The sequence below is a fragment of the Pseudoalteromonas sp. '520P1 No. 423' genome, assembly GCF_001269985.1.
Taxonomy (GTDB): Bacteria; Pseudomonadota; Gammaproteobacteria; order Enterobacterales; family Alteromonadaceae; genus Pseudoalteromonas.
Window position 1 is genome coordinate 3,295,590 of the sequence record NZ_BBZB01000001.1, and the last position, 24,515, is coordinate 3,320,104.

Genomic DNA, 24,515 nt, shown 5'->3' on the forward strand with positions numbered 1-24,515 from the left:
AGTTTATTATTGAAAAATTTTCATGATATGAGCTTATAGCTAAATATAGAAACGTTTTTCAGTGCAATTTATTAATTAAAATTTAGGCATAAAAAAACCACTTACCTCAACCAAGATAAGTGGTTCTTCTGAGCATAAATTAAATATCTAAGCTAAAAATATGTTTGCTTAAACCATTTGCTCAATAACAGCAACAGGACTCATGTCAGCATCGTAATCTACTGCATCAATACCAAAGCCAAATAAACGTAAAAACTCATTATGGTAACCAACGTAATCTGTTAGTTCATCAATTGTATCAGTCTCTACTGTATCCCATACTTTTTGAACACGTTGTTGTACATCGTCTTCTAATTCTTTGTAGTTTTGGAATAAATGACCATCAGCATCAAATCGCGGTGTTGCACCAAATAAATTTTCTCTAAATAAGCTATCAATTTGCTCAATTGTGCCTTCATAAGTACCATCTGCTTTCATTACTTTAAATAAAGCAGAAATATATAGTGGCATAATTGGAATAGCAGAACTTGCTTGTGTTACTACAGCATTCAGTGAAGAAACATAAGCTTCACCTTTTTTATCTGCAGTTAATGCTTTAATAGCGCCAGCTGCACGATCTAAGTCTTCTTTCGCTTTACCAATTGTTGCATGGCCGTAAATAGGCCAAGTTAATTCTTTACCAATATAAGTATAAGCAGTTGTTTTGAAGTTATCAGCTAACACGTCAGCATCATTTAATGCTTCTAGCCATAACTCCCAATCTTCACCGCCCATTACTTTTACAGTATTAGCAATTTCATCTTCATTTGCCGCTTCTACAGTCACTGAATCAATAATACGTTTAGAAGTATTTAGATTCTTTGTTGTGATCTCTTGACCAATTGGCTTTAAAGTAGATGAGTGTACTTCACCTGTTTTTGGATCTGTACGACGTGGAGAAGCTAAAGAATAAATAACTAAATCAATTTTGCCCATATCAGCTTTAATTGTTTCAATCGTTTTCGCTTTTATCTCATCAGAAAATGCATCGCCATTAATACTCTTAGCATATACACCCGCTTTTTCAGCTTCAGCATGAAATGCAGCTGAATTATACCAACCAGCTGAACCTGTGCGCTTTTCTGTCCCTTCTTTTTCAAAGAAAATACCTAATGTATTTGCACCTGAACCAAAAGTAGCAGTTATACGAGAAGCCAAACCATAACCAGTTGAGGCACCTATCACTAAAACATTTTTTGGACCATTTGCAACTGGGCCATTTGATTTTACATATGCTATTTGTTCGTTAACATGTTCTGCACAGCCTACAGGATGTGCGTTAGTGCAGATGAATCCACGGATTTTAGGCTTAATGACCATATTATTATTCCATACTTATTAAATTGTTCAGTAAATTAGGTGCTAGTTTAACGCTTAAATCAGTTAAACAGGTCGGATGTGTTAGCTTTATTGAAATTATCTTACCAGTTTGCTGCCAACAAATCATAATCAAATTGATCTATCCATTTATTTACATTAGATAATGAACTTAAAAATAAATAGCGCTTTAAAAAGCAACTTATCAATCACCTATCCACAAACCAGCACAAGATAAACGGTTCAGCGCTTCACTGGGAATTATAATTAAAGAGCACCTTATAGTAATGCGGATCTATTTTTATAAGTTGGGGGCATAGTAAAAGTTACAGTAAATCGCCTAAGAGGTAAGTTTAAAATCAATTTAATTAACACTGAAGCGCGCTCATTGAAGTAGTTTGAGTATATACGATGCTGTATTTCTTCTGTGGTATTTAGCGATAAGTTTAAAAAACGGCTTTCATTGAGCTATTTATTACGTCAAAATTAAAAAGCCACATGGTAGTTCATGTGGCTTTAAATGTTATACATAAAATTATCTATTTAAATAATATTCTTTTTCAGAAATATCATGATAAGTCTTAGCTTGGCTATAAAAAGCTTGATATGACTGCCATATTTCTTTCATTTTAGGATCTGCTGCAATTTGGCTTTCCATTACTTCATTCATGCCTTGCTTTAATGCAGCCATGATTTCTGGTGAGAATTTTCTCAATTGGACATCATGTTTATTTACTAATTGCTCTAAAGCATCATTATTACGCGCTGTATATTCATCAAGCATATCAGTATTAGCAACACGCATTGCCGCTGTTACAATTGCTTGCAAGTCTTTAGGTAATTCATTAAACGCATCTTGGTTAACTAAAAATTCAAGGTTTGCGCCAGGCTCATGCCAACCTGAATAATAATAAAATTCTGCGGCTTTATTTAAACCAAATGCAAGGTCATTATATGGTCCAACCCATTCAGTCGCATCAATGGCGCCCGTTTGTAATGATGTAAATAATTCACCACCCGTTAATGATACTGGCAAGCCACCTAACTTTTTAAGTACTTCACCGCCTAAACCAGGAATACGCATTTTAAGACCTTTTAAGTCTTCAACTGTGTTGATTTCTTTTTTAAACCAACCCGCCATTTGAACACCTGTATTGCCACCTGCCGCTGGGATCAAGTTATACGGTTTATATAAATCTTGCCATAAATCCATACCACCACCGTGATGTAACCAACCATTCATTTCTTGGGCGTTCATACCAAAAGGAATCGCAGTAAAAAATTGCGCTGCAGGTAATTTTCCTTTCCAATAATAAGCAGCACTATGGCCCATCTGTGCAGTACCGGCAGAAACAGTATCAAAAACTTCAAAACCCGGAACTAACTCCCCTGCCCCATACACTTTAACCGTTAACCTGCCATTACTCATTAAATTAACGTTTTTAGCAAACCTTTCAGGGGCAGTACCTAAACCCGGATAATTTTTTGGCCAACTGGTAACAAGTTTCCAGTTAAACTTCTGCTCGACTTGAGCCTTTTGCGTTTGGTTTCCCTGATTTGAGTTATTATTTTTCTCAGAACAACCAAACATCAACATACTAACAAGGCCTGCAAGAACTGCCTTTTTGATCAATTTCATTTTTATTTCTCTCCCTTTTAAATTGGGTTTTATATTTAAATTAAATACTTAAACCTAATATATTGACTTTTTATCTTTACTTTAATGATATTTATTGATTATTTAATGTTTTATCATTGTTGTTATTTAAATAAGTACGAATTTGTTCCCATATTATTAATCACTACGGGTATAACAAATCCGGAAGCCAAGTGACTACTTTCGGATAAACCGACATTAAAATCAAGAGAAACAGTTGCATGATAATAAATGGAATCACCCCTTTATATATATCAGATGTTAAAACTGACTTTCGCGCTACGCCTCGCAAATAAAACAATGCAAAACCAAATGGCGGTGTTAAGAATGAGGTTTGTAAATTTACAGCTATCATTATACCCAACCAAATAGGGTCAACACCCATCATCAGTAATATAGGTGCAACAATTGGTACTACAACAAATGTAATTTCAATAAAATCAAGAATAAAACCTAATAAAAACATCACGAGCATTACAATTAATACTGCAGATACTACACCACCAGGTAATTGCTCAAAAAAGCCTGCGATTAACTCTTCGCCGCCAAAACCTCTAAATACCAATGAAAAAATGGAAGCACCAATTAAAATCATAAATACCATAGCCGTTATTTTTAAAGTTTGACGCATCACATCTTGCAAGTTCACTAAGGTAAATTGTTTTTGCCAAATAGCTAAAATAGAGGCACCAAAAGCCCCTACTCCAGCCGCTTCAGTCGGCGTTGCCACACCAAATAAAATAGAGCCGAGCACACAAAAAATCAGTAATAAAGGTGGTACCAATGCAGCAAAAACACCCACTGATTTTCTACTTTTAATATATTCAATATCTTCATCTAATAAACAAGGTACTTGCTCAGGTTTAAAAATAGCTAAAACAAAAGAATAAATTATATAAAGCAAGACTAAAATAAGCCCAGGGATCATCGCTCCGGCAAACAAATCAGCAATAGAAATAGTTTCAGGTGAAAATATCCCCATATTAAGCTGGGCTTGCTGATAGCTACTTGAAAGCACATCACCTAATAAGACTAACGCAATTGAAGGGGGAATAATTTGCCCCAAAGAGCCTGTTGCCGCAATAATGCCCGAGCTATATTGCGCGCTATAACCACGTTTTAGCATGGTAGGCAAAGCCAATAAACCCATAGTAACTACAGTTGCGCCAACGATACCGGTACTTGCAGCGAGTAACATACCAACTAAAGTTACCGCTATACCCATGCCAGCCTTTGTTTTTCCCATAACAAGGGCCATAGCATCTAAAAGATTTTCAGCTACTTTAGACTTTTCGAGCATAACGCCCATAAATATAAATAAGGGAACAGCCATTAAAATTGAATTTGAGACTATACCAAATAACCGATTAGGAATGGCATGTAAAAATGACGCATCAAAATGCCCTAACATCATGCCAACACCAGCAAAAGCAAGTGCAGTGCCAGCTAAAGAAAATGCGACAGGAAAGCCAATTAATAAAACAAGGCAAACTGCAATAAATAAATATAAGGCCATATACTCCATGGTCTTAACTCCTGATTAATTAATTTGCGATTTTCCAAGGATAATTTCAATTGCTTTTAGCATTTCTGAAATTGCTTGAATAATAAGTGTAAAAGATAACAACGGGATCAAAGACTTTAATATAAATACGCCAGGCAAACCGCCCGCTTCACGAGATCCCTCCATTACTTGCCAAGAACTGACAACATACTCGAAGCTCATGACCGATATAAAAATTGTTACTGGAATTAACAGCAGTAAACATCCGAGTAAATTAACCCAGGCTTGTTTTTTAGGGCTGAAATTACGATAGAAGATATCCACTCTTACATGACCGTTATGTTTTAAGGTGTAAGAGCAGCCCAGCATAAATACAAAGGCATGTAGATATAAGGCGGATTCCTGCATAGCAATCCAACCAATATTAAAGCCGTAGCGTAATAGTACAATGGATAACATAATTACCACCATAAAAGCGGTCAGCCAAGCTATCGTATTACCTAAGACTTCGGTGAATTGATCTATTTTTTGATGTATTTTCGTTAAAATGTGATTCATCTCGCGATAATTACTTTTATATATCGCGAGAATTTAACATTTATTAAACCTAGAATAAACCTTTGTTATTCTTTTGAGTTATATAAATAGAAATCATTAATATGGAGTAAACAGTCTATTTTTTAGAGCCGCCAGCACATTTAGGAGATAATGGTGCTTCTCCATTTAGCTCAGTCCACTCATGTTCAGTATAAGTATGAAGCGCTAATGCGTGAATATGATTCGCGAGTTCATCAGCAAGTACCTTGTTAATAGCACGGTGTCTTTGTAATAGGCGTTTACCTTCAAAATCAGAACTGACTATCACAACTTTAAAATGAGAATCCGTACCTGCGCTATGCATATGACTTTCATTAGTCACCACTAAATGCTGACAAGCCAAGTTAGCCTGTAATTTTTGTTCTATTTGAGTTTGCATGCTAAACCTTTCACATTAAATCTAAATTATCAGACTATTTTATTTTAAATATCAGGATGAATATACCTAAAAGTCAGGTTTATTCTCCCTCTGACAGAATTACCAATATTGGTATTGGCCATTTTAGGTAAACAATGTTGATATTGTGATTGGCTTTTACCTGACATCAGTAAACAACTACCATTTTCAAGTTGAATATCAAAAGTTTGTTTAGTTACAACATTTTTTATTTTAAATAACCTGCGATCACCTAATGAAATTGAGGCGATAACAGGATCAACGCCTAATTCAGCTTCATCATCTGCATGCCACCCGACACTATCATTACCATCTCGGTACCAATTAACTAATACCGCATTAAATGGCACTTCAAATTGTTTTGTTAATCTGGATGCAAATTTTTCTAAAATAGGATCCCAAGGCTCAATTTCCAGTGCCATACCTGAATAAGCATAATTAAATTTACCATCTGACATATAAACTTGCTTTCTTGGTATTAATACTTGTTTACCAAACATAGAAATAACAGGTTGCTGCCAATTCATATTGCTCACTAAGTAGTTATACAAAGCGTCAGATTTAGCTTCACTTATGCAATTTACATAATAATTGAAGCAGTTTGGTAAATCAGGTGAACAATTAAATAAAGGCATGGTAAAATCAATTCAGATAAATAATATAATATTGGTATAAAATACTCATGATACAAGAATTAACCCAAGCAGTGCTAGGAAATAAAACATTTACCTTAGAACGTTTTCCTTTAGAACAAAAAACGCGTAGCTTGCAGGCTTGGGATTCTGCTGATGAATATTTAATAAATTATGTTGAAGAACATCACAACGAACTTAACAATATTGCTATCTTAAATGATAGTTTTGGTGCTTTAAGTTGTTATTTTAATGATAAAGCAAATACTTTGATCAGCGATTCATTTATTGCGCATCAAGCAGCAAAATACAATATCGAAAAAAATAACCTAACGAGTGCTAACTTAGATTTATTAAGCTGTTTTGACTTACCATCAAGTGAAATAGATTTAGTCTTAATCAAAATTCCAAAAAACAATGGTTTATTAGCTCACCAACTTGCCAAATTAAGCCAAGTATTAAAGCCAGGTACTTTAGTGATAGGTGCAGGTAAAACCAAAGATATCCATAACTCAACGTCTAAAGCCTTTGAAAAATATATTGGCGAAGCTAAAACATCCCTTGCCGTAAAAAAATCTCGCCTAGTCTTTGCTAAATTTGAAAAACAAGCACAAGACACACCTGAGACAATCAAGTGGGAACTGAAAAACACCGACTTTACAATTAATAATCATGCAAATGTATTTTCACGTGATTCATTAGATATTGGTGCACGATTCTTTATAAACTTTTTACCACAAACTAAAAAGGTAAAAAGCATAGTAGATTTAGGCTGTGGTAATGGTGTGATTGGTCTTACAACATTAACTAAATGTCCTAATTCAGAAATCATCTTTGTGGATGAGTCTGATATGGCAGTAAACTCTGCGGGATTAAACATACAGCAAAACCTGCCAGAAAAGTTAGACCAATGTACTTTTATGCAAAATGACTGTATGACGGGGTTTGACGCAGAGAGCCAAGATATTATTTTATGTAACCCCCCATTTCATCAGCAGCAAGCTGTAACAGATCATATTGCATGGCAAATGTTTATTGATGCACGACGTGTATTAAAAGTGGGCGGTGAGCTACGTATTATTGGTAATCGTCACCTTGATTACCATGGTAAGTTAGAACGTATATTTGGTAACTGTAAATTACTTGGCTCAAATAGTCGCTTTGTGGTTTTAAGTTCAACAAAAGAGAAAGCATTACAATCTTAAAGAATATGTAACAATTAAAAGGATATTTCTCTTTTATATTAAATATCCTTATTGCAATATTTATAATCAAATAAAAATATCACGGATCACCATGAAAAAAATAGCCCTATTGTTTTGTATACTTGCAGTATCTGCATGTCAGTCCCTTCCTGAACGTATTATTATCGCTCCTAATTACACAGCAGCCGCTCAGCTTTCAATTGCAAATAATATAGATTTATCTGTACAAGATAATCGAGAAACACCCACGACTTTACGTATTTTGAAAAAAGATGATGTGACTAAAGTCGCTAGTAATGATTTAGAACACTCTCTTAATAGTGCTTTATCCAAAGCGTTAAAAACAAACGGTGTTAATATTAATGCGTCTTCTCAAAATCAAATGGCTTTGCATATTCATCAACTAGAAGTCATCGTAAAACAACAAACACTTAAGTATCGTAGTGAAGGCATAATTGAATTAGAAGTTAAACTTAATAAAGGTAAGCGTAGCTTCAATAAATATTATAATGGCAGTCAAAATAGCGAAGGGCCTCTAATTTTTGACAAAGCAAAAGTAGAAGGCCAGCTTAATACATTGTTAGAACAAATGATTTCCCGTATTGTTAACGATGTTGAACTTCAAGAATTTTTACAAGGTTAAGGATACCCATGATAAAACCATTCATTAAAACGCTAATATTGAGCACAATGGCAGTGATTTCAATGTCAGCTTTAAGTGCTGCCGATGGTAAATTTGTGCAAAAAAGTAACTTATTTCCTAAAGTAGAGCTTAAAACAAGCCTGGGTAATATCATTATTGAACTAGACCGCGCGCGCGCGCCTATTACAGTGAATAACTTTTTAACGTATGTCGTTAACGGCGATTATAAAGGCTCCATTTTTCATCGTGTAGAACGTGACGAAGAAAACGAGCAAGACTTTGTAATTCAAGGCGGTGGTTATGATAAAGATCATGATGGCATGCATACAATTGCGCCTATTTTTAACGAAAGCGGCAATGGTATGAAAAATGAAATGTACTCTATTGCTATGGCATATCAAGATAGAAAACCCCACTCAGCTGATCGTCAGTTCTTTTTCAATATGGACGATAACCACCACTTAAATCCGGGTCGTGGTTGGGGTTTTGCTGTATTTGGTAGTGTTTCAGAAGGCTACCAAACGTTAGATAAAATCATGAAAGTTGAAACAGGATATAACGAAAAAATTGGCTACGACTTTGTGCCAGTCAAACCTGTATTAATTTATGATGTAATCGTCTTACCTGAAGAAAAACTATAACGTTTATTCCAATATACACTCCCAACATTTGGGAGTATTAAATTTATAAAAATGATAAGAACCCGATATGACCACTGATATTTCAATGAAAGAATACTTAAGCTATTTTAAAGATAAGCGTTTAATAAGTATTTTCATCTTTGGCATGGCCAGCGGTTTTCCTTGGGTTTTAATCGGTTCTGTGCTTTCAGCTTGGCTAAAAGATGAAGGTTTGTCTCGCAGTACCATAGGTCTTTTTGGTTTAGTTTTTGGCGCTTATTCTATCAATTTCTTATGGTCGCCTTTAGTTGACCGCGTTAAATTACCTATTTTAAATAAGCTACTAGGCCTAAGACGTAGTTGGATTTTATTCACGCAGTTTTTCATCATTGCAGCTACGCTGTTACTTTCTACTGTTGATATAAGTGCTAACTTAAAATTAGTTGCGATGATTTCAATTGTGATAGCAATTGCATCGGCCACACAAGATATTTCGATTGATGCATTCCGTATTGATAGCTTAGCTGAAAATGAGAGCCATAAGGCAACTGCTGCGGCTGCAATGGCAACATCAGGTTGGTGGTCAGGTTACGCATTATTGGGCACCGTGCCTTTTTACTTTGCAGATTTCCCTGGTTGGGACTGGAACCAAGTATATGTTGTACTGGCTTTTATGATGTTTTGTTTAAGCTTATGTGTATTTTGGGTAAAAGAACCAGATTCTAACCGAGATGAAATACAATCAAAACTCGAAACTCAGTATCAAAAAACATTATTTACTGATAACCAAAATACTATCTCAGCAAAAGTAACAAGTTGGCTTTTAGTTACCCTGATAGCGCCCTTTTCAGAATTTTTTAAACGTAATGGCGTTAAAACAGCGTTAGCTCTACTTGCGTTTATATTCTTATTTAAAATTGGCGAAGCTTTTTTAGGGCGTATGTCTATCGTTTTTTATAAAGAAGTGGGTTTTACCAATACACAAATTGGCACTTATTCTAAATTTGGCACTGGTATAATCACTATCGTTTTTGCTTTTTTAGGCAGCTTATTTAATCACAAATACGGAATTGTAAAAGGCTTATTTATAAGTGGTATTGCTATGGCACTATCTAACCTATTATTTGCGGTTATCGCACTTATTGGCCCTGTTGAATGGATGTATGCGTTAACAGTAGTAGTTGATGGTTTCACACAAGCTTGGTCACTCGTCGCTATGGTGGCATTTCTATCTATGCTCTGTAATCGTAGCTTTACCGCAGCCCAATATGCGCTACTTGCATCTCTAGGTAATTTCGCTAGAACCTTGCTTTCATCTTCAAGTGGCATGTTAGTAGATTGGTTAGATGGTAATTGGGCATTATTTTTTGTATTAACGGCGGTTATGGTGATCCCATCTTTAGTATTTTTATACTTGATCAGACATCATATGTATCGTTTAGAAAATAATTTTCATAAGAATGGAAATTAGGGAGACAGGTACTAAGAGCTAGAAAACTGGATTTTAGGATTTTATACATTGAGTGTGGTATAAATAAATATAAAATGCTTCCCTGCATTCTATTTTTAAAGTCATTTAAATACAATTTAAATGACTTAGTACGAAAACTATTCAGCATCTAATAAAGCTAAGCCTTCAGTTGGATCGACTTCCAACGCGTTACAGTAACGAACAAATTCAACAACGTCTAAACGGCGCTCTTGATTCTCTATTTTACCGATGAATGAATGAGGTGTACCAATAATTTGCGCTAGGCTTCTCATTGTATGACCTTTTTATTGACGTTTTTCTTTAAGCCAAGACGTTAGTCTACTATTTTCATCAGATGAAACTGTTTTTCCCATCATAAAAGCATCTCCTACTAGATGTTTTTTATATTAAAGTAAATGGGAGTGCCCCTCCCAATAATGCTCAATGCTATGGCTCAAAACGTTCAAGCTTTGAAACGCAACAATTGATTTGACCCCATTAAAACACAAGCCATATATTAGGTATAGCCGTTTTTAACGAAATTACCTAATATAGGTCTAAAAAAATATTTAGATATTACTAATAGTATAATATTAGCTGTTATTCACCTTCAATTACATAAAATGTGATGAATGTTCATTATTCTGCGTCTAAATCACATAAAACTGACTTTCCAATGAGTATTGGTATACTCTATTAACTAATAAATAGAAAATAGTGATAATTAGCCAAATATGATTCGATTAATGTTTTTACTTCCTATAGTACTTTGTCTCTTGTGGTTCTTTTTTTTAAAACAAAATAATTTAAGCTTAAAGCAAGGTAAAAAAGGTTTTTTATATATACTTGGATTTAGTAGTTTAATTTTAGGCTTTTTTACATTGATGATTTTTGTTACAAATCAATAAAAAACCACTTGAGTAAGTGGTTTTTTAAAGTTAATTTGATTTAGGAGCTAACTTCACAAGGTTTTTATTTTGTGAAGTGGATTTCTTTCTTGTCGTCTTGCTCTGAGCATTAATAAACACGGTGTTAATACTAAGGTTAATACCGTTGCAAAGGTCAAACCACCAGCAACAGCTGTCGAGAGCTGAACCCACCACTGCGTTGATGGTGCACCCACTGCCACTTCACGATTAAAGAAATCTATATTCACCTGCAATACCATAGGCATTAAACCTAAAATGGTTGTTACCGTTGTTAACAATACAGGTCTTAATCTTTGCGCTCCCGTTCTAAGAATCGCTTCTTTAGCCGCCATGCCTTGTGCTCTAAGTAGGTTATATGTATCTATTAATACAATATTATTGTTCACTACAATCCCCGCTAAAGCGATAACACCGATACCCGACATAACAATGCCAAATGGCTGCTGTAAAATTAACAGACCTAAAAATACACCTACTGTAGAAAATAACACAGCACTAAGAATCAAAAACGCCTGATAAAAACTATTAGACTGAGTTACTAAAATAAGACCCATAACAAACAGTGTAACCATGAGTGCATTTTTCAAAAATACTTCAGACTCATCTTGCTCTTCATTTTCACCGCGCACTTTTAATTTTACTCTAGGATCCATTCCTTGCTCTTTAAGTTGGGCTTGTAAACGAGGTAAAGCAAGACTTAACAACTGATCTGCTTTCATATCTGCATTAACGGTAACAACGCGATGACTATCCACTCTGTGAATTGTATCTACCTTTTGCACCGGCGATTTTTCAACAAAATGGGATACTGGAATTTGACCATGCATGGTTTTAATACGTAATGTTTCTATTCGACCTAAATCGCGTTTCTCATGAGGAAAACGTACTCTGATATCAATTTCGTCATCTACATCATCAGGGCGGTATTCTCCTAATTTCAGACCATTGGTGATCATTTGCACGTTAGCGCCTAACATCGTGGCGTCAGCACCAAATCTTGCCGCGTTAGTTCTATCTATTTTAAGCTGCCATTCAATGCCTTGTTTTGATGCGGTATCATCTATATTCATAAATGAGCCATCAGCTTCTAGCGCTTGACGAATACGTCTTGCTTCATTATTTAAGGCTTCAGGGTATTTAGAACTTAATTCAATAGACAAATCTTTACCACCACCAGGGCCGTTTTCATCTTTTCTAAGCTCGACTTCTACACCAGCAATATTTTCTGTCAGTAATATTACTTGTTCAATAATATCATCAGCAGGTAAGCGTTGGTCCCAATCATCTAGATTTAAACGTACTGTACCAATTAAGTCTTTACCGCCTGTACGCGAGTAAATAGTTTTAATGCCTTCTATTGATAAAATACGACCTTCAACATCTTGCATTATGGTGTCTTTCTCATAAATTGATAAATCACCAAACGAACGTACTTTTAAGTTAATGCCATTCGGCTCAACTTCAGGGAAAAATTGCACCCCAAGTTTTGACGCACCATAACCAACAAACACTAAAATCGAAATTATAATCGCACCAAATAAAACCCACCAAGGGCGTGAAATCGCTTTATCTAATACACGAACATACTTACCGCTAAAACCATGTAATTTAGTCACATCGCCTTCTTCAGCAGCCACTAACTTTTGTTTTTCAGACTCTTTAATTGGTCTTACTTTACCTATTAGGCTACCTAATGCTGGCACAAATATTAACGCCATCACCAATGAAGCTGTTAAAGTTGCAATTAAAGTGATGGGTAAATATTTCATAAACTCGCCCATCATGCCTGGCCAAAAAATTAATGGCGCAAATGCCGCTAATGTTGTCGCAGTAGAGGCGATAATAGGCCATGCCATACGTTTAGCAGCCATAGCATAAGCTTGTTTACGATGCATACCTTCACTCATCATACGATCAGCAAATTCAGTGACAACAATCGCGCCATCAACCAACATGCCTACCGCCATGATCAAAGCAAATAACACCACGATATTTACCGTTAAACCAAATAAAGAAAGTACTAAAATGCCCGTTAAAAATGAGCCTGGTATCGCAACCCCGACTAAAAATGCAGAGCGACTGCCTAAAATAGCAATAATCACTACCACCACTAATAAAACAGCTGACATTACATTATTTTGTAAGTCTGAAAGCATATCTTTTACGTCTTGTGAGCTATCAGCAGTATAATTTACTTTAATGTGATCAGGCCAAAGTACTTTTGCTTTTTCAACAATCTCTTTCACTTCATTCACTGTATCTATGATATTTTCGCCACTGCGCTTTTTAACTTCTAAAGCAACGGCTGATTCCCCATTAATACGGGCAATGGAAGTAGGATCTTTATAAGAGCGACGTATTTGTGCCACATCCATAAAACGCACAACTTTATCACCAACAACCTTGACTGGTTGCTCCATGACGTCTTGAATTGTTTCGAAAACTGATGGGATTTTAATGGCAAATCGGCCTTTACCTGTATCTAAAGTACCTGCGGCAACTAATTTATTATTATTACTGATTAGATTATAAATATCAGTTTGATCTAAGCCATAAGATACCATCAATAATGGATCAACAATGATTTCAACCATATCTTCACGGTCGCCACCAATATCCACTTCCATTACACTCGATATACCTTCAATATCATCTTTTAAATTACGCGCTATTGTTAATAACCCACGTTCAGGCACGTTTCCAGATAAAGTAAGAGTAATAGTGGGTTGCTGATCTTCCATCAGAACTTCATGCACTTCAGGTTCTTCGGATTCGCTTGGTAGTTTCGCTTTTGCCAGTGACACTTTGTTTCGTACTTCAGCTAATAAATCGTTCGTATCTAATCCAGCCAAAAACTCTAATGTAATTGAAGCATGTCCTTCACTGGCAGTGGCTTTCATTTCTTTTACGCCCTGTATTCCGCGAAATTCCACTTCCATTGGGCGAATAAGCAGTCTTTCTGCATCTTCAGGTGAAATGCCATCATGTACAATTGATACATAAATAAATGGAATATTTACATCTGGGTTAGCTTCTTTTGGAATGCTCTGATAGGTCATCCAACCTGCAATCAGCAACAAAAAAAAAATAGATAAAACCGTTCTAGTTTTATTTAACACGCCGTCAATTATTGTTTTCATTATTCGGCCTTAGTCTTGTTTTTTAATTGAATCATCAGTTGAAAAAACAGGTTCAACAACATCACCTATTCTTACAAAACCTTGGCCTAAGGTGATTACTTTAACTTCTTCACCTAAGCCTGACATCCAAATACCTTCTGAAGTAGATTTCACTATATTAATTGGGGAAAACACAACTTCATTTTTATCATTTAATGTTTTAACGCCTATGCTACCTTTAGGGTCTAATGCCATAAATGCAGGGCTAATATGAATGGCTTTTACGGCTTCAAAATCAATATCTAATTGCGTTGAAAAACCGGCTCTAAACTTCATATCTGGGTTTGAAAATTTAGCTTCAATTTTGAAAGTATTAGTATTGTCATCTGCAACTGATGCAATATATCTAATATTTCCAGAATAAGTTTCTTTATTAACTAAGGTTGCTTTTACTTCCTGCTCTAGGGTTAATCCAAAAATTTCAGACTGGGTAACATCAGCACGCACAACTAATGGGTCTAAATCAGCTAATTCTAAGATTGGGTCACCACGACCAACATAGCTACCAATTTCAACAAGTCTTTGATTAATTACACCGCTAAATGGTGCTTTAATTTGGCTACGAGATAAACTCAATTTTAAACTTGAAAGGTCTGATTTTGCTTGTTCTAGCTGTGCTTTACTACGAGACAGTTTCACTTCGTCTTGTAAGCCTTTTTGCTTTAACTTAACAAAGCCTTGATACTCTAATTTTCTTTGAACTAATAATGATTTTGCAGAGACTATTCTTTCGTTCAAGTCAGATTGATCAAGAGATAAAATGACAGTGCCTTTTTCAACAAATTGACCCTCTTTAACATAAATATCTTTTACTTCACCTTCTTCTCTCGCACTGATAGTGGAGATTTTATCAGGTTCAGATTTTCCGTATAATGTAAGGGTTTTAAAAATATCTTGGGCTTTTAGTGTTTCTACTTTCACTTTTGCTAAAGGTGCTTGCTGATCTGTTGTTTTATTTGAAGTGTTTTTGGGGTCTTGTGCATTGGAGGGTCCAGATAACATCCAAAGTATAATACCAATACTAATACTTAATGCGATGATGAACGGTTTTTCATCTAACAATTGACGAATGCGCTGAAATGTATGCATCCTTTCTCTCCAAGGTTAATGCTAATAATTATTATCTCTCAATCATACGAAGTTTTTGCAGGCAAAGTAAGTAATAAGATGTAAACAAGCTTTACATTCCAGATAACAGAAACAAAAAAACCGCATGATGCGGCTTTTTTAACTTACTAATAATATTTAGTTTATTTATTAAACACTAAATGATGAACCACAGCCACACGTTGCTGTTGCGTTTGGATTATTTACAAAAAAGCGAGAACCTTCAAGTCCTTCAGTGTAATCAACAGTGCCATCAACTAAGTATTGAATACTCATAGGGTCTACCACTAACGTTACGCCATTTTTTTCAATAGTCATATCACCTGGGTTGGTTTTTTCATCAAAAGTAAAACCATATTGAAACCCTGAACAGCCTCCGCCCGTAACATAAACACGAAGTTTAAGTTCTGGATTCTCTTCCTCCTCGATTAGCTGCTTAACTTTGTTTGCTGCATTATCCGTAAATTGTATCGGTAATTGCTCAGACATACTTCTACTTAAATAAATTTATATAGCTCGATTATCTAATACCTGACTGTTTTAATCAAGTATTTACTAAAAAATACACAGGATAGACAAAGCTAAATTAATCTAATTTTAGCGCTTATTTTTATGAAAATTCACTAAGCTTCTGATAAACTGCAATTACTTTTTTGGTACTCATATTTTATAGGTATCTCTTTGTTTGAGTTGACACATACATCGCTTGAAGCGCTCAGAAAAAGTTTATCCAAACCTAAAACGTCGGCTCAACTGTGTCTGCTAGGTATCGTTGCTGGCTTATTTGCAGCTATCTTAATCATTATATTCAGATTACTTATCATTGGCGTGCAAGCCATTTTTTTACCTGAATCCGATAACTACACTGAACTTCCCGAATTATATAGACTATTTATCCCAGTTATTGGTGCTTTACTTATTTATGCCATCGCCATGATTTCTCGCTATAAACATTATCGTTTAGGCGTGCCATTTATTATCCATCGCATAAAACAAAATTACGGCAACATCCCGATTAATAGTACATTAAACCAATTTTTAGGCGGTGCAATTGCCCTTATAAGTGGTTTTACCGTAGGTAGAGAAGGGCCTTCTATTCACATAGGTGCCGCAGGAGCCAGCTTTATTGGCTCTAAACTTCATTTGCCCTATAACTCAATGCGCACCTTAGTAGGTTGTGGCGTTGCAGCAGGTATTTCTGCTTCGTTCAATACTCCTTTAGCTGCGGTTATCTTTGTAATGGAAGTAGTGCTAAGAGAATATAAAATTCATATTTTTGTACCAATTATCTTAGCTGCAGTGACTGGCGCTGTGACAACACAGTTCGTTTTTGGCAACACCTATGAATTATCACTTATTAATGTAACACCCTTACCTATTTGGCATTATCCTTATTTAATTATCTGCGGATTAACATTAGGCGCAATTGCCTATGCATTTAATCGAAACTTAATGTACGTTATCAAAGTTTTTAGACGCATTAGCATGTTTCCGCGCTTATTATTAGCAGGAACGATTATGGGGCTTATTTCATTTTTAGTGCCTCAAGCTATGGGCTCAGGTATGAGTGCCATTCATTTATCTGTTATCTCCGCAGAAAACTTACAATTATTAATGACAATTTTAATTGCCAAGCTTATCGCTACACTATTTGTTTTAGGCTTAGGTATTCCTGGCGGCATAATTGGCTCAGTATTTGGTTTAGGTGTATTGATTGGCACTTTAATGTCGTATTTTGGCAGTTATCTGAGCCCTGATGATTATGTTGTGGGTACCTATGCAGTATTAGGTATGGCGGGTTTGTTTGCAGCTACATTACATGCACCATTGGCAGCTTTGGTTGCTGTAATGGAAATGACCTCAAGCTCACATATAACGGTGCCCGCTATGGTAGTGATCACCACAGCTTATGTAAGTGCCTTACAATTTTTTGGCAATCGCTCTATATTTTTACAACAGTTAGACTTTCAAGGATTGCCGTATCAAATTTCTCCTGCCGTAGAAGCATTGCAAAAAATTGGTGTAATGGCTGAAATGGACGAAAATTTCAAATTATTATATTCAGATGATAAAGATCAAATTAACGCAACGCTTAATGCCGTAACTTCAGATCCAGAAAATCAAGCACCATTAATTGTATTTGATGAAGAAAATGGCTACCGATTAGCCGAATATGATTTAAGTTTAATGTCAGATAATGCCATTCCAATACAATATGTAGAATTGGAAGGACTCAGCAGCCAATGTACCCTTGCTGATGTATTTGATATTTTAAAAGATAAACGTAGTAGCTCAGTTTATATCTATAACCAATTAGACAATGAACAAATCATGGGGCTGATACGCTGGGATCATATTCATCAAATACTAACGATAAGAAATAGTTTAGTTTAAACCGTCAATTTAACCGTTATAAAGGCAAGTAATGACAACACTTTTAATATACAAATCGCTGCACATATTTTTTATGGTTGCCTGGTTTGCTGGCATTTTTTATTTACCACGATTATTTGTAAATCACGCAATGACAGATAATAAAGATAGCCAAGAAATGCTTAAAACGATGGAGCGTAAGTTATTATACTTTGTTACGCCATTTGCAGTATTAACTTTGGTTTTTGGCGTATTAATGATTTTTGAATATGGCCGAGAATGGTTTAAGGTCAGCATGTGGTTACATTACAAACTCATATTAGTTATCGCTTTGTACATATATCACGGTTACTGCTTTAAGCTTTTAGCTGACTTTAAACATGACAGAAATAAACGCAGTGATAAATTTTACCGAGTAATAAATGAACTACCTGTTTTAGTATTATTAGCGATTATCTTTTTAGCGGTAATAAAACCGCTTTTTTAAACTGCTTTTAAGCTGCAAATTATACATAAGATACCGCGAGATGCTTTGTCATCTAGGGACATCATGGGTATAATCTGCAGCCAACAATTATCTCCCCAAATTTACTGCCAACATACTATATAGGATTGAACACATGCTGAACTTTCAAGGCGAACATATTCTTTCGGTTAATCAATTAAATAGGGATAGTATTGAGGCTATTTTTGCTGTTGCAAAAAAAATGGAACCTTACGCTAAAAAACAAAAACGTACAAAAGTGCTTGAAGGTGCAGTTTTAGCTAACTTGTTTTTTGAGCCAAGTACACGTACTCGTGTAAGTTTTGGTACCGCCTTTAATTTATTAGGCGGATTAGTTCGCGAAACCACAGGCATGCAAAGCTCAGCACTAGCCAAAGGTGAATCACTTTACGATACAGCACGTGTTATTTCATCATATGCAGATGCAGTTGCAATGCGTCACCCAGACGCTAATTCAGTTGCCGAATTTGCAACAGGTTCAACAGTACCAGTAATTAATGGTGGTGATGGACCAAACGAGCACCCTACTCAAGCGTTATTAGATTTATTAACTATTGAAAAAGAGCTAAACCGCTTTGATCGTAACATTGATGGCATGCATATCGCCCTTGTAGGTGATTTAAAATATGGCCGTACTGTTCACTCTTTATCTAAACTTTTATGTCACTATAAAGGTGTGAAATTCACTATGGTTTCTCCAGACGGCTTACAAATGCCTGACTATGTTTTAGATGCAGTAACAAATTCAGGTCATCAAATTGAATTAGTAAACCAAATGGAAGGTAATTTAGCTGCAGATATTGTTTACCAAACACGTATTCAAGAAGAGCGTTTTCCTTCTCAAGAAGAAGCGAATAAATATCGTGGTGGGTTCAAAATAAGCCAAGCTATTTACGATGCACACTGTAATAAAAACTCAGTACTTATGCATCCATTACCGCGTGATAGCCGAGGTGATGCAAACGAATTAGATAACGATTTAAATAACAACGATAACTTAGCAATTTTCCGTCAAGTACAAAATGGTGTAATCGCCAGAATGGCACTATTTGCATTAACTTTAGGTGTTGAAAACCTAGTTGATAAATACGAAACGGAAGTTCCTTGGTATAGCGCAAAGAAAAACAGCTAATAACCATTTGAAATTACTAATACAAACATATTAAAAACACATTATTAAGGCATTTTCATGACAACTAGCCAAGACTTATTTCAAAGAGCGCAAGACTCTATTCCTGGTGGCGTAAATTCACCAGTACGTGCATTTAATGGCGTAGGCGGTACACCTTTATTTATTAAGCGAGCGCAAGGCGCGCGTATGAAAGATGCCGATGGTAAAGAATACATAGATTATGTTGGTTCTTGGGGTCCTATGATTTTAGGCCATAATCACCCAGAAATTAAACAAGCTGTTTTAGATGCTGTTGAACATGGCCTAAGCTATGGCGCACCAACCGAAACTGAAATTTTAATGGCTGAGAAAGTAAAAGAGCTAGTACCATCAATTGAAAAAGTACGTATGGTAAGTTCTGGTACTGAAGCAACTATGAGTGCGATACGTTTAGCCCGTGGTTTTACTGGTCGTGACAAAATACTTAAGTTTGAAGGCTGTTACCACGGTCATGCTGACTCTTTATTAGTTAAAGCAGGTTCTGGCGCGTTAACTATGGGTGTACCTAATTCTCCAGGTATTCCAGAAGATTTCGCAAAACATACTTTAACAGTCTCATTTAATAACTTAGATGAAGTAAAAGATATCTTTGTAAAATACGCAGATGAAATCGCCTGTATTATTGTTGAGCCAGTTGCTGGTAACATGAACTGTATTCCACCAGTTGAAGGCTTTTTAGAAGGTTTACGCTCTGTATGTGATGAATACAAATCAGTACTTATTTTTGATGAAGTAATGACAGGTTTTCGTGTTGCATTAGGCTGCGCACAGGCTTATTACAATATCACTCCAGATTTAACAACTTTAGGTAAAGTAATTGGCGGCGGTATGCCAGTTGGCGCATTTGGCGGCAAAAAAGAAATCATGGACTTCATTGCACCTGTAGGTCCAGTTTATCAAGCTGGTACGCTTTCAGGTAACCCTATTGCTATGGCTGCAGGCCTTAAGTCATTAGAGCTTATCTCTAAACCAGGCTTACATGCTGATTTAGAAGCAAAAAGTATTCGATTATGTGAAGGCTTTCAACAAGAAGCTGATAAAGCAGGCATTCCTTTAACAACTAACTATGCTGGCGGTATGTTTGGTTTTTTCTTCACTGAAGAGAAAACAATTACAACCTATGAGCAAGCAACTAAATGTGATGCTGAGCGCTTTAAACGTTTCTTCCACCTAATGCTAGAAGAAGGTGTGTACTTAGCGCCATCTGCATACGAAACAGGTTTTGTATGCACAGAGCATGGCGATGAAGAAATAAAGCTTACAATTGAAGCGGCTGCACGCGTTTTTGCTAAATTATAAGTCTGATTAAAAACGTTTGATAATTTCAAAAACGCCGAGTGATAACTCGGCGTTTTTTATTGTAATTAACCAAGTTTACGCACTATTTCCTTTATTCTTCATTTTTTTGAACTAAAATCATCACAATACTGTTCTACTGTATTTAATATGTGAATACTAGCTAATTAGAAGAAGATAATATGACAGGCTTAAGGAAGTTCGCCAGACCAGCTACAAAGTTAATGGAGCAACTAAAGTATTCTAAAAAAATTACTTTAGTTTTTGGTATTTTATTATTACCGTTAAGCTTGAGCTTATTTTTTCTAAATTCAAAATTGGCTGCTTCAATAGATATTACACAACAAGAACTTATGGGTTTAAAAATTTATCCACAAGTGCTCAATACCATCATTGATAAAAACGAATCTCAAGCAAAAATAATCGCAAATAAAGCGGGTTACCAAACCAACAGTGACTCTGCTAGTAAAGTGCTTGAGTCTATTTCAATTCAATCTTCATTAGCCATTATAGATAATTTATCAAGTACTTATTTAAATCGTGCTTTAGTGGAATCTTTGCCAAAACTCATTGAGCAAACCCGTTTAGCATCAGAACAAGCAAGCACAGTGATTAATGCTGGAAGCTTTACACCAGATACCTATATAGCCTTATCAAATGCAAATAAATCGCTGCCATTTGCTGCATCAGAATTGGTTCAAAAAGTACAAGTAGCTACGCAATACAACAGCGACATAAAAGCGATATTAGAAAGTAAAATCACTGCGACACAAGATGTGATTATAGAACTTAAAAAGCTCATTGATGCCAAAATATTAGAGCCTGATGAAATAAATATTGCTTCATCACAATTTAACCAAGCACAAAAAAGTACCTTAAATAACCTAAGCCAACTCATTAACCACCTGTTACCTGTTTTAATAGCTCAGCTAGAAAATAAACTCGCTACAGAGCAGTGGATTAACAGATTAGTATTATTTGCTTCCATTTTAAGCTTAATGCTGGCTTTCTATTTAATGCTAGGGTTTTACTTTTCAGTTGTAGGCACAATTAAAAGTTTTTCAAAAGCAGTAAATCATGCAGCACAAGGCGATTTAAAAGCCATAGCCCAATTAACAGGTAATGATGAATTATCGCAAATAGCACTGCTATATAACAAAATGTTGGTTAAGTTTTCAGAGTTAGTAGACCAAGCAAAAGAAACGTCTTCAGAGTTAGGTAATGCAACCCAAGATTTAGCCCAAGTAAGTGAAAAAACACGCATAGATGTATCACAGCAACAAAATAAAACAGCCGATATTAATGCACTGCTCAGTGATATGACAGCTTCAGCTCACGAAGTAGAGTCTAAAGCGCAAGAGGCCGTAAACTTAGCTCAAAACGCAGGCTCACATGTAAAACAAGGCACACTAAATACAATTTCTTTGGCAAACCATATGGCAGATTTACAAGGTGAATTTGAACTCAGTAAAATAGCTTTAGATAAACTCGCTGAAGATACGCAAAACATTAGTAAAGTAAGCTTAGCGATAAGCGGCATAGCCGAACAAACAAACTTACTGGCACTTAATGCCGCTATTGAAGCCGCCCGAGCAGGCGAACAAGGTCGAGGTTTTGCTGTTGTAGCCGATGAAGTTAGAACATTAGCAAAACGCACACAACAGCAAACAGAAGAAATTCATTCAATCATTAGTTCATTACAAACCGCTTCAAATGATACTCAAAGTAAAATGCAATCAAGTGTTGAAAAAATGGAGCAAGGTGTTTCAGCTGCAAATCAAACCCGTGAAATACTTAATCAAGCTGAGCAAGGTATGTTAAATATTGATAGTTTCAGTGCCGATATCGTGCAACTTTCAAGTAATCAAACCCATTCAACTGAGCAAGCACTTAACTGCTCGATTGAAATAGGCCTATTAGCTGAAGATACTTTAAGTTCAGCACAAACCACAGAGCAAGAATCAACTCATTTAGCTAAAATGTCGGCTGAACTTCAAGATAAAATGGACTACTTTAAATAAGCTAAGCCTTTACCAGTGTCTTATAAGTGATTTAGTTTGTCATCCCCATAGTGTTTATAAAGGGGATCTTTTTAAAATATGAGCCGTAAAGAGAGTCATATGATTAAGTATCCTACTATATTCAAATTATATGGCGATGATGAGTTAATATACCTCAGCTCTAAAGCTGATTTATCTAGTGAATTTGAATCATTAATTTGTCATGACGAAGACTACTTAATCGACTCAACAGGTCAAACCTATCAAGTACGCCAAACTAATACCAATGAGTTTACTTTTTTAAAAATTGGCTTGCCTGTATCTTTGCAAACACTGACTGAGTTAATTCAAGCCCATGAGTTTTCAAAAGCAGAATTGTGTTTGACTAAAATTCAATTTAAAACCGTAACCGATGCAATCAATTCATTAGCTTTATAGTTATGCCACTGAGTTTACACATGAATATCTAAAGAAATTAAACCTTATCGCACTCTCTTTAAAAACTAAGCGGATTATCGGTAATTTCTCCTGATTCACTCTAGTGTTTACATCTTTTGAAGCAAATCCCTGCCTACAAAACAGCTCAACATTTAAAAATAGTTTATTCGTAACTATAAACATCTTACGATAGCTTTAATTCATATAAAAAAGGGCTATTAACCATATATCCATTTTTCAATAAAAAGATAAATAGCAATTAAAAACTAATACAAACATACCTATCATTCACTTTATTTATCAATTACTCGAAAAATTTCAAGCTAGTTAAGTGACTTAGATTTATTTTCTAAAACAGCTAAAAACCGCAAGTTTAAAGTGCTACATTAAAGTAATTAAATGTTTTTTCTTTTTATATAAAAATGCAAATTTTAATACAAAGCCAATTTGGAAATCATAAGCTAAAAAATAAATGGCTCAATATAGTGTAAACTTACTGCTAAATAATACAATTTAGGTTTCTGAATGATGAAAAAATCTGCTTTGCTTTTTTTATGTTTTTTATGGACATCACTTATACATGCACATGATGAAGATTTAGTTGCCTGTATTGATGAACATCCCCCTTACCAATACCTAAGTGATAAACCACACGGCATTCATATTTCAGCATTAGAGAAACTAAGTAATGTATTAAAAAGACATTTAAAATTTCAACGTTCACCCAATTTTGCAAGATGCATTGTGATGCTAAAAAAAGGAGAAGTTGATGTAGTAGCAGGCCTGAACCCAACAGATGAAAGAAGTAAGTTTGCTTTTTATGCACCTTTTAAATCTGCAGATACAATGAAAGTGGTTTCAAAAAAAGGAATTTCAATTAATACATATAATGACTTAAAAGGAAAAATTATTGGTGTTGAGAGAGGTACGTTATATTTCCCTCGATTTGATAACGATAACTCATTAAAGAAAATTTCAATACAAAGTTCACGGATTGGTTTTTCATTATTACTAAAAGATCGAATAGACCTCATAATGATAACTCCAGTCACGCTAACGGCCCTAACTAAAGAAATAAACAACTCAGACTTAAAAGTATCTCCCATTACCTTAGAGGAACTTAGAAATAAAAAAACGTATTTTGGCTTTAGTAAGCTCAATAAAATCAATTTAAGCCATGCAGAAATAATCAACAAAGTAACAACCGCATACCAACAAGGCATTTTTAAATAAGCTTATCAATAGGTTTATAACTGATAATGACCGCTTAGCATCGAGTTATACCGCTGGTAATTTAAATAATTTATCCTAAGAAATATCTTTAATAATGACGACATAATAAATTATTAAAGAGCAATTTACACCAATGGAAAAACAAACTTGCAATCAAAAAGGGTGCACTAAAAAAGTAAGCAACAATACATCAAATAGTTGT

The 24,515-nt window shown here is 35.2% G+C and carries 20 protein-coding genes and 1 pseudogene; 11 read left to right on the forward strand and 10 right to left on the reverse strand.

Going from position 1 to position 24,515, the window contains the following annotated elements:
• Nucleotides 1–168: 168 nt before the first annotated feature.
• From fabV to PSA_RS15125, 6 genes are all read right to left on the reverse strand, one after another.
• Nucleotides 169–1,359: an enoyl-ACP reductase FabV gene (gene fabV / locus PSA_RS15100; RefSeq protein ID WP_042142541.1), complete on the reverse strand. Its 1,191-nt coding sequence runs from the start codon at nt 1,357–1,359 to the stop codon at nt 169–171.
• Between the two features lie 532 nt (nt 1,360–1,891).
• Entirely contained in the window at nt 1,892–2,995 is a 1,104-nt protein-coding gene (locus PSA_RS15105; RefSeq protein ID WP_042142543.1) for a TRAP transporter substrate-binding protein, read from the reverse strand.
• Nucleotides 2,996–3,158: 163 nt separating this feature from the next.
• On the reverse strand, nt 3,159–4,538 hold the full coding sequence (locus PSA_RS15110) for a TRAP transporter large permease subunit (RefSeq protein ID WP_042142546.1): 1,380 nt from the start codon (nt 4,536–4,538) through the stop codon (nt 3,159–3,161).
• 15 nt (nt 4,539–4,553) lie between these two features.
• Nucleotides 4,554–4,976 (reverse strand): TRAP transporter small permease subunit, encoded by a 423-nt coding sequence (locus PSA_RS15115; protein ID WP_231665268.1) that lies wholly within the window; start codon nt 4,974–4,976, stop codon nt 4,554–4,556.
• A 214-nt stretch (nt 4,977–5,190) separates the two neighbouring features.
• A complete protein-coding gene (locus PSA_RS15120) occupies nt 5,191–5,493 on the reverse strand; it encodes a BolA family transcriptional regulator (protein ID WP_042142549.1) in 303 nt (100 codons plus the stop codon).
• 44 nt (nt 5,494–5,537) lie between these two features.
• The gene (locus PSA_RS15125; protein ID WP_042142551.1) at nt 5,538–6,146 is read right to left on the reverse strand and encodes an alpha-ketoglutarate-dependent dioxygenase AlkB; all 609 of its coding nucleotides are present in this window, start codon (nt 6,144–6,146) and stop codon (nt 5,538–5,540) included.
• Between the two features lie 47 nt (nt 6,147–6,193).
• Between PSA_RS15125 and PSA_RS15130 the strand changes: the two genes are divergently transcribed.
• From PSA_RS15130 to PSA_RS15145, 4 genes are all read left to right on the forward strand, one after another.
• The gene (locus tag PSA_RS15130; RefSeq protein WP_042142553.1) at nt 6,194–7,348 is read left to right on the forward strand and encodes a methyltransferase; all 1,155 of its coding nucleotides are present in this window, start codon (nt 6,194–6,196) and stop codon (nt 7,346–7,348) included.
• Between the two features lie 91 nt (nt 7,349–7,439).
• Nucleotides 7,440–7,991, forward strand: a complete 552-nt coding sequence (locus PSA_RS15135; RefSeq protein WP_042142555.1) for a YajG family lipoprotein — start codon at nt 7,440–7,442, stop codon at nt 7,989–7,991.
• Between the two features lie 23 nt (nt 7,992–8,014).
• On the forward strand, nt 8,015–8,632 hold the full coding sequence (locus tag PSA_RS15140) for a peptidylprolyl isomerase (protein WP_042142599.1): 618 nt from the start codon (nt 8,015–8,017) through the stop codon (nt 8,630–8,632).
• Between the two features lie 67 nt (nt 8,633–8,699).
• On the forward strand, nt 8,700–10,082 hold the full coding sequence (locus PSA_RS15145; RefSeq protein ID WP_042142557.1) for an MFS transporter: 1,383 nt from the start codon (nt 8,700–8,702) through the stop codon (nt 10,080–10,082).
• Between the two features lie 137 nt (nt 10,083–10,219).
• Here PSA_RS15145 and PSA_RS15150 read toward each other — a convergent pair.
• From PSA_RS15150 to erpA, 4 genes and pseudogenes are all read right to left on the reverse strand, one after another.
• Nucleotides 10,220–10,459, reverse strand: a pseudogene (locus PSA_RS15150) (helix-turn-helix domain-containing protein).
• Nucleotides 10,460–11,043: 584 nt separating this feature from the next.
• Complete coding sequence (locus tag PSA_RS15155) at nt 11,044–14,151, reverse strand: efflux RND transporter permease subunit (protein WP_042142563.1); 3,108 nt, start codon at nt 14,149–14,151, stop codon at nt 11,044–11,046.
• A 9-nt stretch (nt 14,152–14,160) separates the two neighbouring features.
• A complete protein-coding gene (locus PSA_RS15160) occupies nt 14,161–15,279 on the reverse strand; it encodes an efflux RND transporter periplasmic adaptor subunit (RefSeq protein WP_042142565.1) in 1,119 nt (372 codons plus the stop codon).
• Between the two features lie 168 nt (nt 15,280–15,447).
• The gene (erpA, locus tag PSA_RS15165) at nt 15,448–15,786 is read right to left on the reverse strand and encodes an iron-sulfur cluster insertion protein ErpA (protein ID WP_042142567.1); all 339 of its coding nucleotides are present in this window, start codon (nt 15,784–15,786) and stop codon (nt 15,448–15,450) included.
• A gap of 201 nt (nt 15,787–15,987) precedes the next feature.
• Here erpA and PSA_RS15170 point away from each other — a divergent pair, with 201 nt between their 5' ends.
• From PSA_RS15170 to PSA_RS15200, 7 genes are all read left to right on the forward strand, one after another.
• Complete coding sequence (locus PSA_RS15170) at nt 15,988–17,691, forward strand: chloride channel protein (protein WP_042142601.1); 1,704 nt, start codon at nt 15,988–15,990, stop codon at nt 17,689–17,691.
• Between the two features lie 31 nt (nt 17,692–17,722).
• Complete coding sequence (locus PSA_RS15175) at nt 17,723–18,157, forward strand: CopD family protein (RefSeq protein WP_042142570.1); 435 nt, start codon at nt 17,723–17,725, stop codon at nt 18,155–18,157.
• A 133-nt stretch (nt 18,158–18,290) separates the two neighbouring features.
• Nucleotides 18,291–19,307: an aspartate carbamoyltransferase gene (locus tag PSA_RS15180; protein WP_042142572.1), complete on the forward strand. Its 1,017-nt coding sequence runs from the start codon at nt 18,291–18,293 to the stop codon at nt 19,305–19,307.
• Between the two features lie 57 nt (nt 19,308–19,364).
• A complete protein-coding gene (gene hemL, locus PSA_RS15185; protein ID WP_042142574.1) occupies nt 19,365–20,645 on the forward strand; it encodes a glutamate-1-semialdehyde 2,1-aminomutase in 1,281 nt (426 codons plus the stop codon).
• Between the two features lie 179 nt (nt 20,646–20,824).
• Nucleotides 20,825–22,663 carry a methyl-accepting chemotaxis protein gene (locus PSA_RS15190; RefSeq protein WP_042142576.1) on the forward strand — a complete coding sequence of 613 codons (1,839 nt, stop codon included), beginning with the start codon at nt 20,825–20,827 and terminating at the stop codon, nt 22,661–22,663.
• 99 nt (nt 22,664–22,762) lie between these two features.
• Entirely contained in the window at nt 22,763–23,080 is a 318-nt protein-coding gene (locus PSA_RS15195) for a DUF4144 family protein (RefSeq protein WP_042142604.1), read from the forward strand.
• Nucleotides 23,081–23,608: 528 nt separating this feature from the next.
• On the forward strand, nt 23,609–24,313 hold the full coding sequence (locus PSA_RS15200; RefSeq protein ID WP_231665269.1) for an ABC transporter substrate-binding protein: 705 nt from the start codon (nt 23,609–23,611) through the stop codon (nt 24,311–24,313).
• Nucleotides 24,314–24,515 lie beyond the last annotated feature (202 nt).

What these genes read in the sequence shown, in the direction of transcription:
- erpA (WP_042142567.1), bottom strand. Translation starts at nt 15,786, where the DNA reads ATGTCTGAGCAATTACCGATACAATTTACGGATAATGCAGCAAACAAA.
- PSA_RS15200 (WP_231665269.1), top strand. Translation starts at nt 23,609, where the DNA reads ATGAAAAAATCTGCTTTGCTTTTTTTATGTTTTTTATGGACATCACTT.
- PSA_RS15145 (WP_042142557.1), top strand. Translation starts at nt 8,700, where the DNA reads ATGACCACTGATATTTCAATGAAAGAATACTTAAGCTATTTTAAAGAT.
- PSA_RS15125 (WP_042142551.1), bottom strand. Translation starts at nt 6,146, where the DNA reads ATGCCTTTATTTAATTGTTCACCTGATTTACCAAACTGCTTCAATTAT.
- PSA_RS15135 (WP_042142555.1), top strand. Translation starts at nt 7,440, where the DNA reads ATGAAAAAAATAGCCCTATTGTTTTGTATACTTGCAGTATCTGCATGT.
- PSA_RS15120 (WP_042142549.1), bottom strand. Translation starts at nt 5,493, where the DNA reads ATGCAAACTCAAATAGAACAAAAATTACAGGCTAACTTGGCTTGTCAG.
- PSA_RS15110 (WP_042142546.1), bottom strand. Translation starts at nt 4,538, where the DNA reads ATGGAGTATATGGCCTTATATTTATTTATTGCAGTTTGCCTTGTTTTA.
- PSA_RS15175 (WP_042142570.1), top strand. Translation starts at nt 17,723, where the DNA reads ATGACAACACTTTTAATATACAAATCGCTGCACATATTTTTTATGGTT.
- PSA_RS15160 (WP_042142565.1), bottom strand. Translation starts at nt 15,279, where the DNA reads ATGCATACATTTCAGCGCATTCGTCAATTGTTAGATGAAAAACCGTTC.
- hemL (WP_042142574.1), top strand. Translation starts at nt 19,365, where the DNA reads ATGACAACTAGCCAAGACTTATTTCAAAGAGCGCAAGACTCTATTCCT.
- PSA_RS15105 (WP_042142543.1), bottom strand. Translation starts at nt 2,995, where the DNA reads ATGAAATTGATCAAAAAGGCAGTTCTTGCAGGCCTTGTTAGTATGTTG.
- PSA_RS15190 (WP_042142576.1), top strand. Translation starts at nt 20,825, where the DNA reads ATGACAGGCTTAAGGAAGTTCGCCAGACCAGCTACAAAGTTAATGGAG.
- fabV (WP_042142541.1), bottom strand. Translation starts at nt 1,359, where the DNA reads ATGGTCATTAAGCCTAAAATCCGTGGATTCATCTGCACTAACGCACAT.
- PSA_RS15115 (WP_231665268.1), bottom strand. Translation starts at nt 4,976, where the DNA reads ATGTTATCCATTGTACTATTACGCTACGGCTTTAATATTGGTTGGATT.
- PSA_RS15180 (WP_042142572.1), top strand. Translation starts at nt 18,291, where the DNA reads ATGCTGAACTTTCAAGGCGAACATATTCTTTCGGTTAATCAATTAAAT.
- PSA_RS15155 (WP_042142563.1), bottom strand. Translation starts at nt 14,151, where the DNA reads ATGAAAACAATAATTGACGGCGTGTTAAATAAAACTAGAACGGTTTTA.
- PSA_RS15130 (WP_042142553.1), top strand. Translation starts at nt 6,194, where the DNA reads ATGATACAAGAATTAACCCAAGCAGTGCTAGGAAATAAAACATTTACC.
- PSA_RS15195 (WP_042142604.1), top strand. Translation starts at nt 22,763, where the DNA reads ATGATTAAGTATCCTACTATATTCAAATTATATGGCGATGATGAGTTA.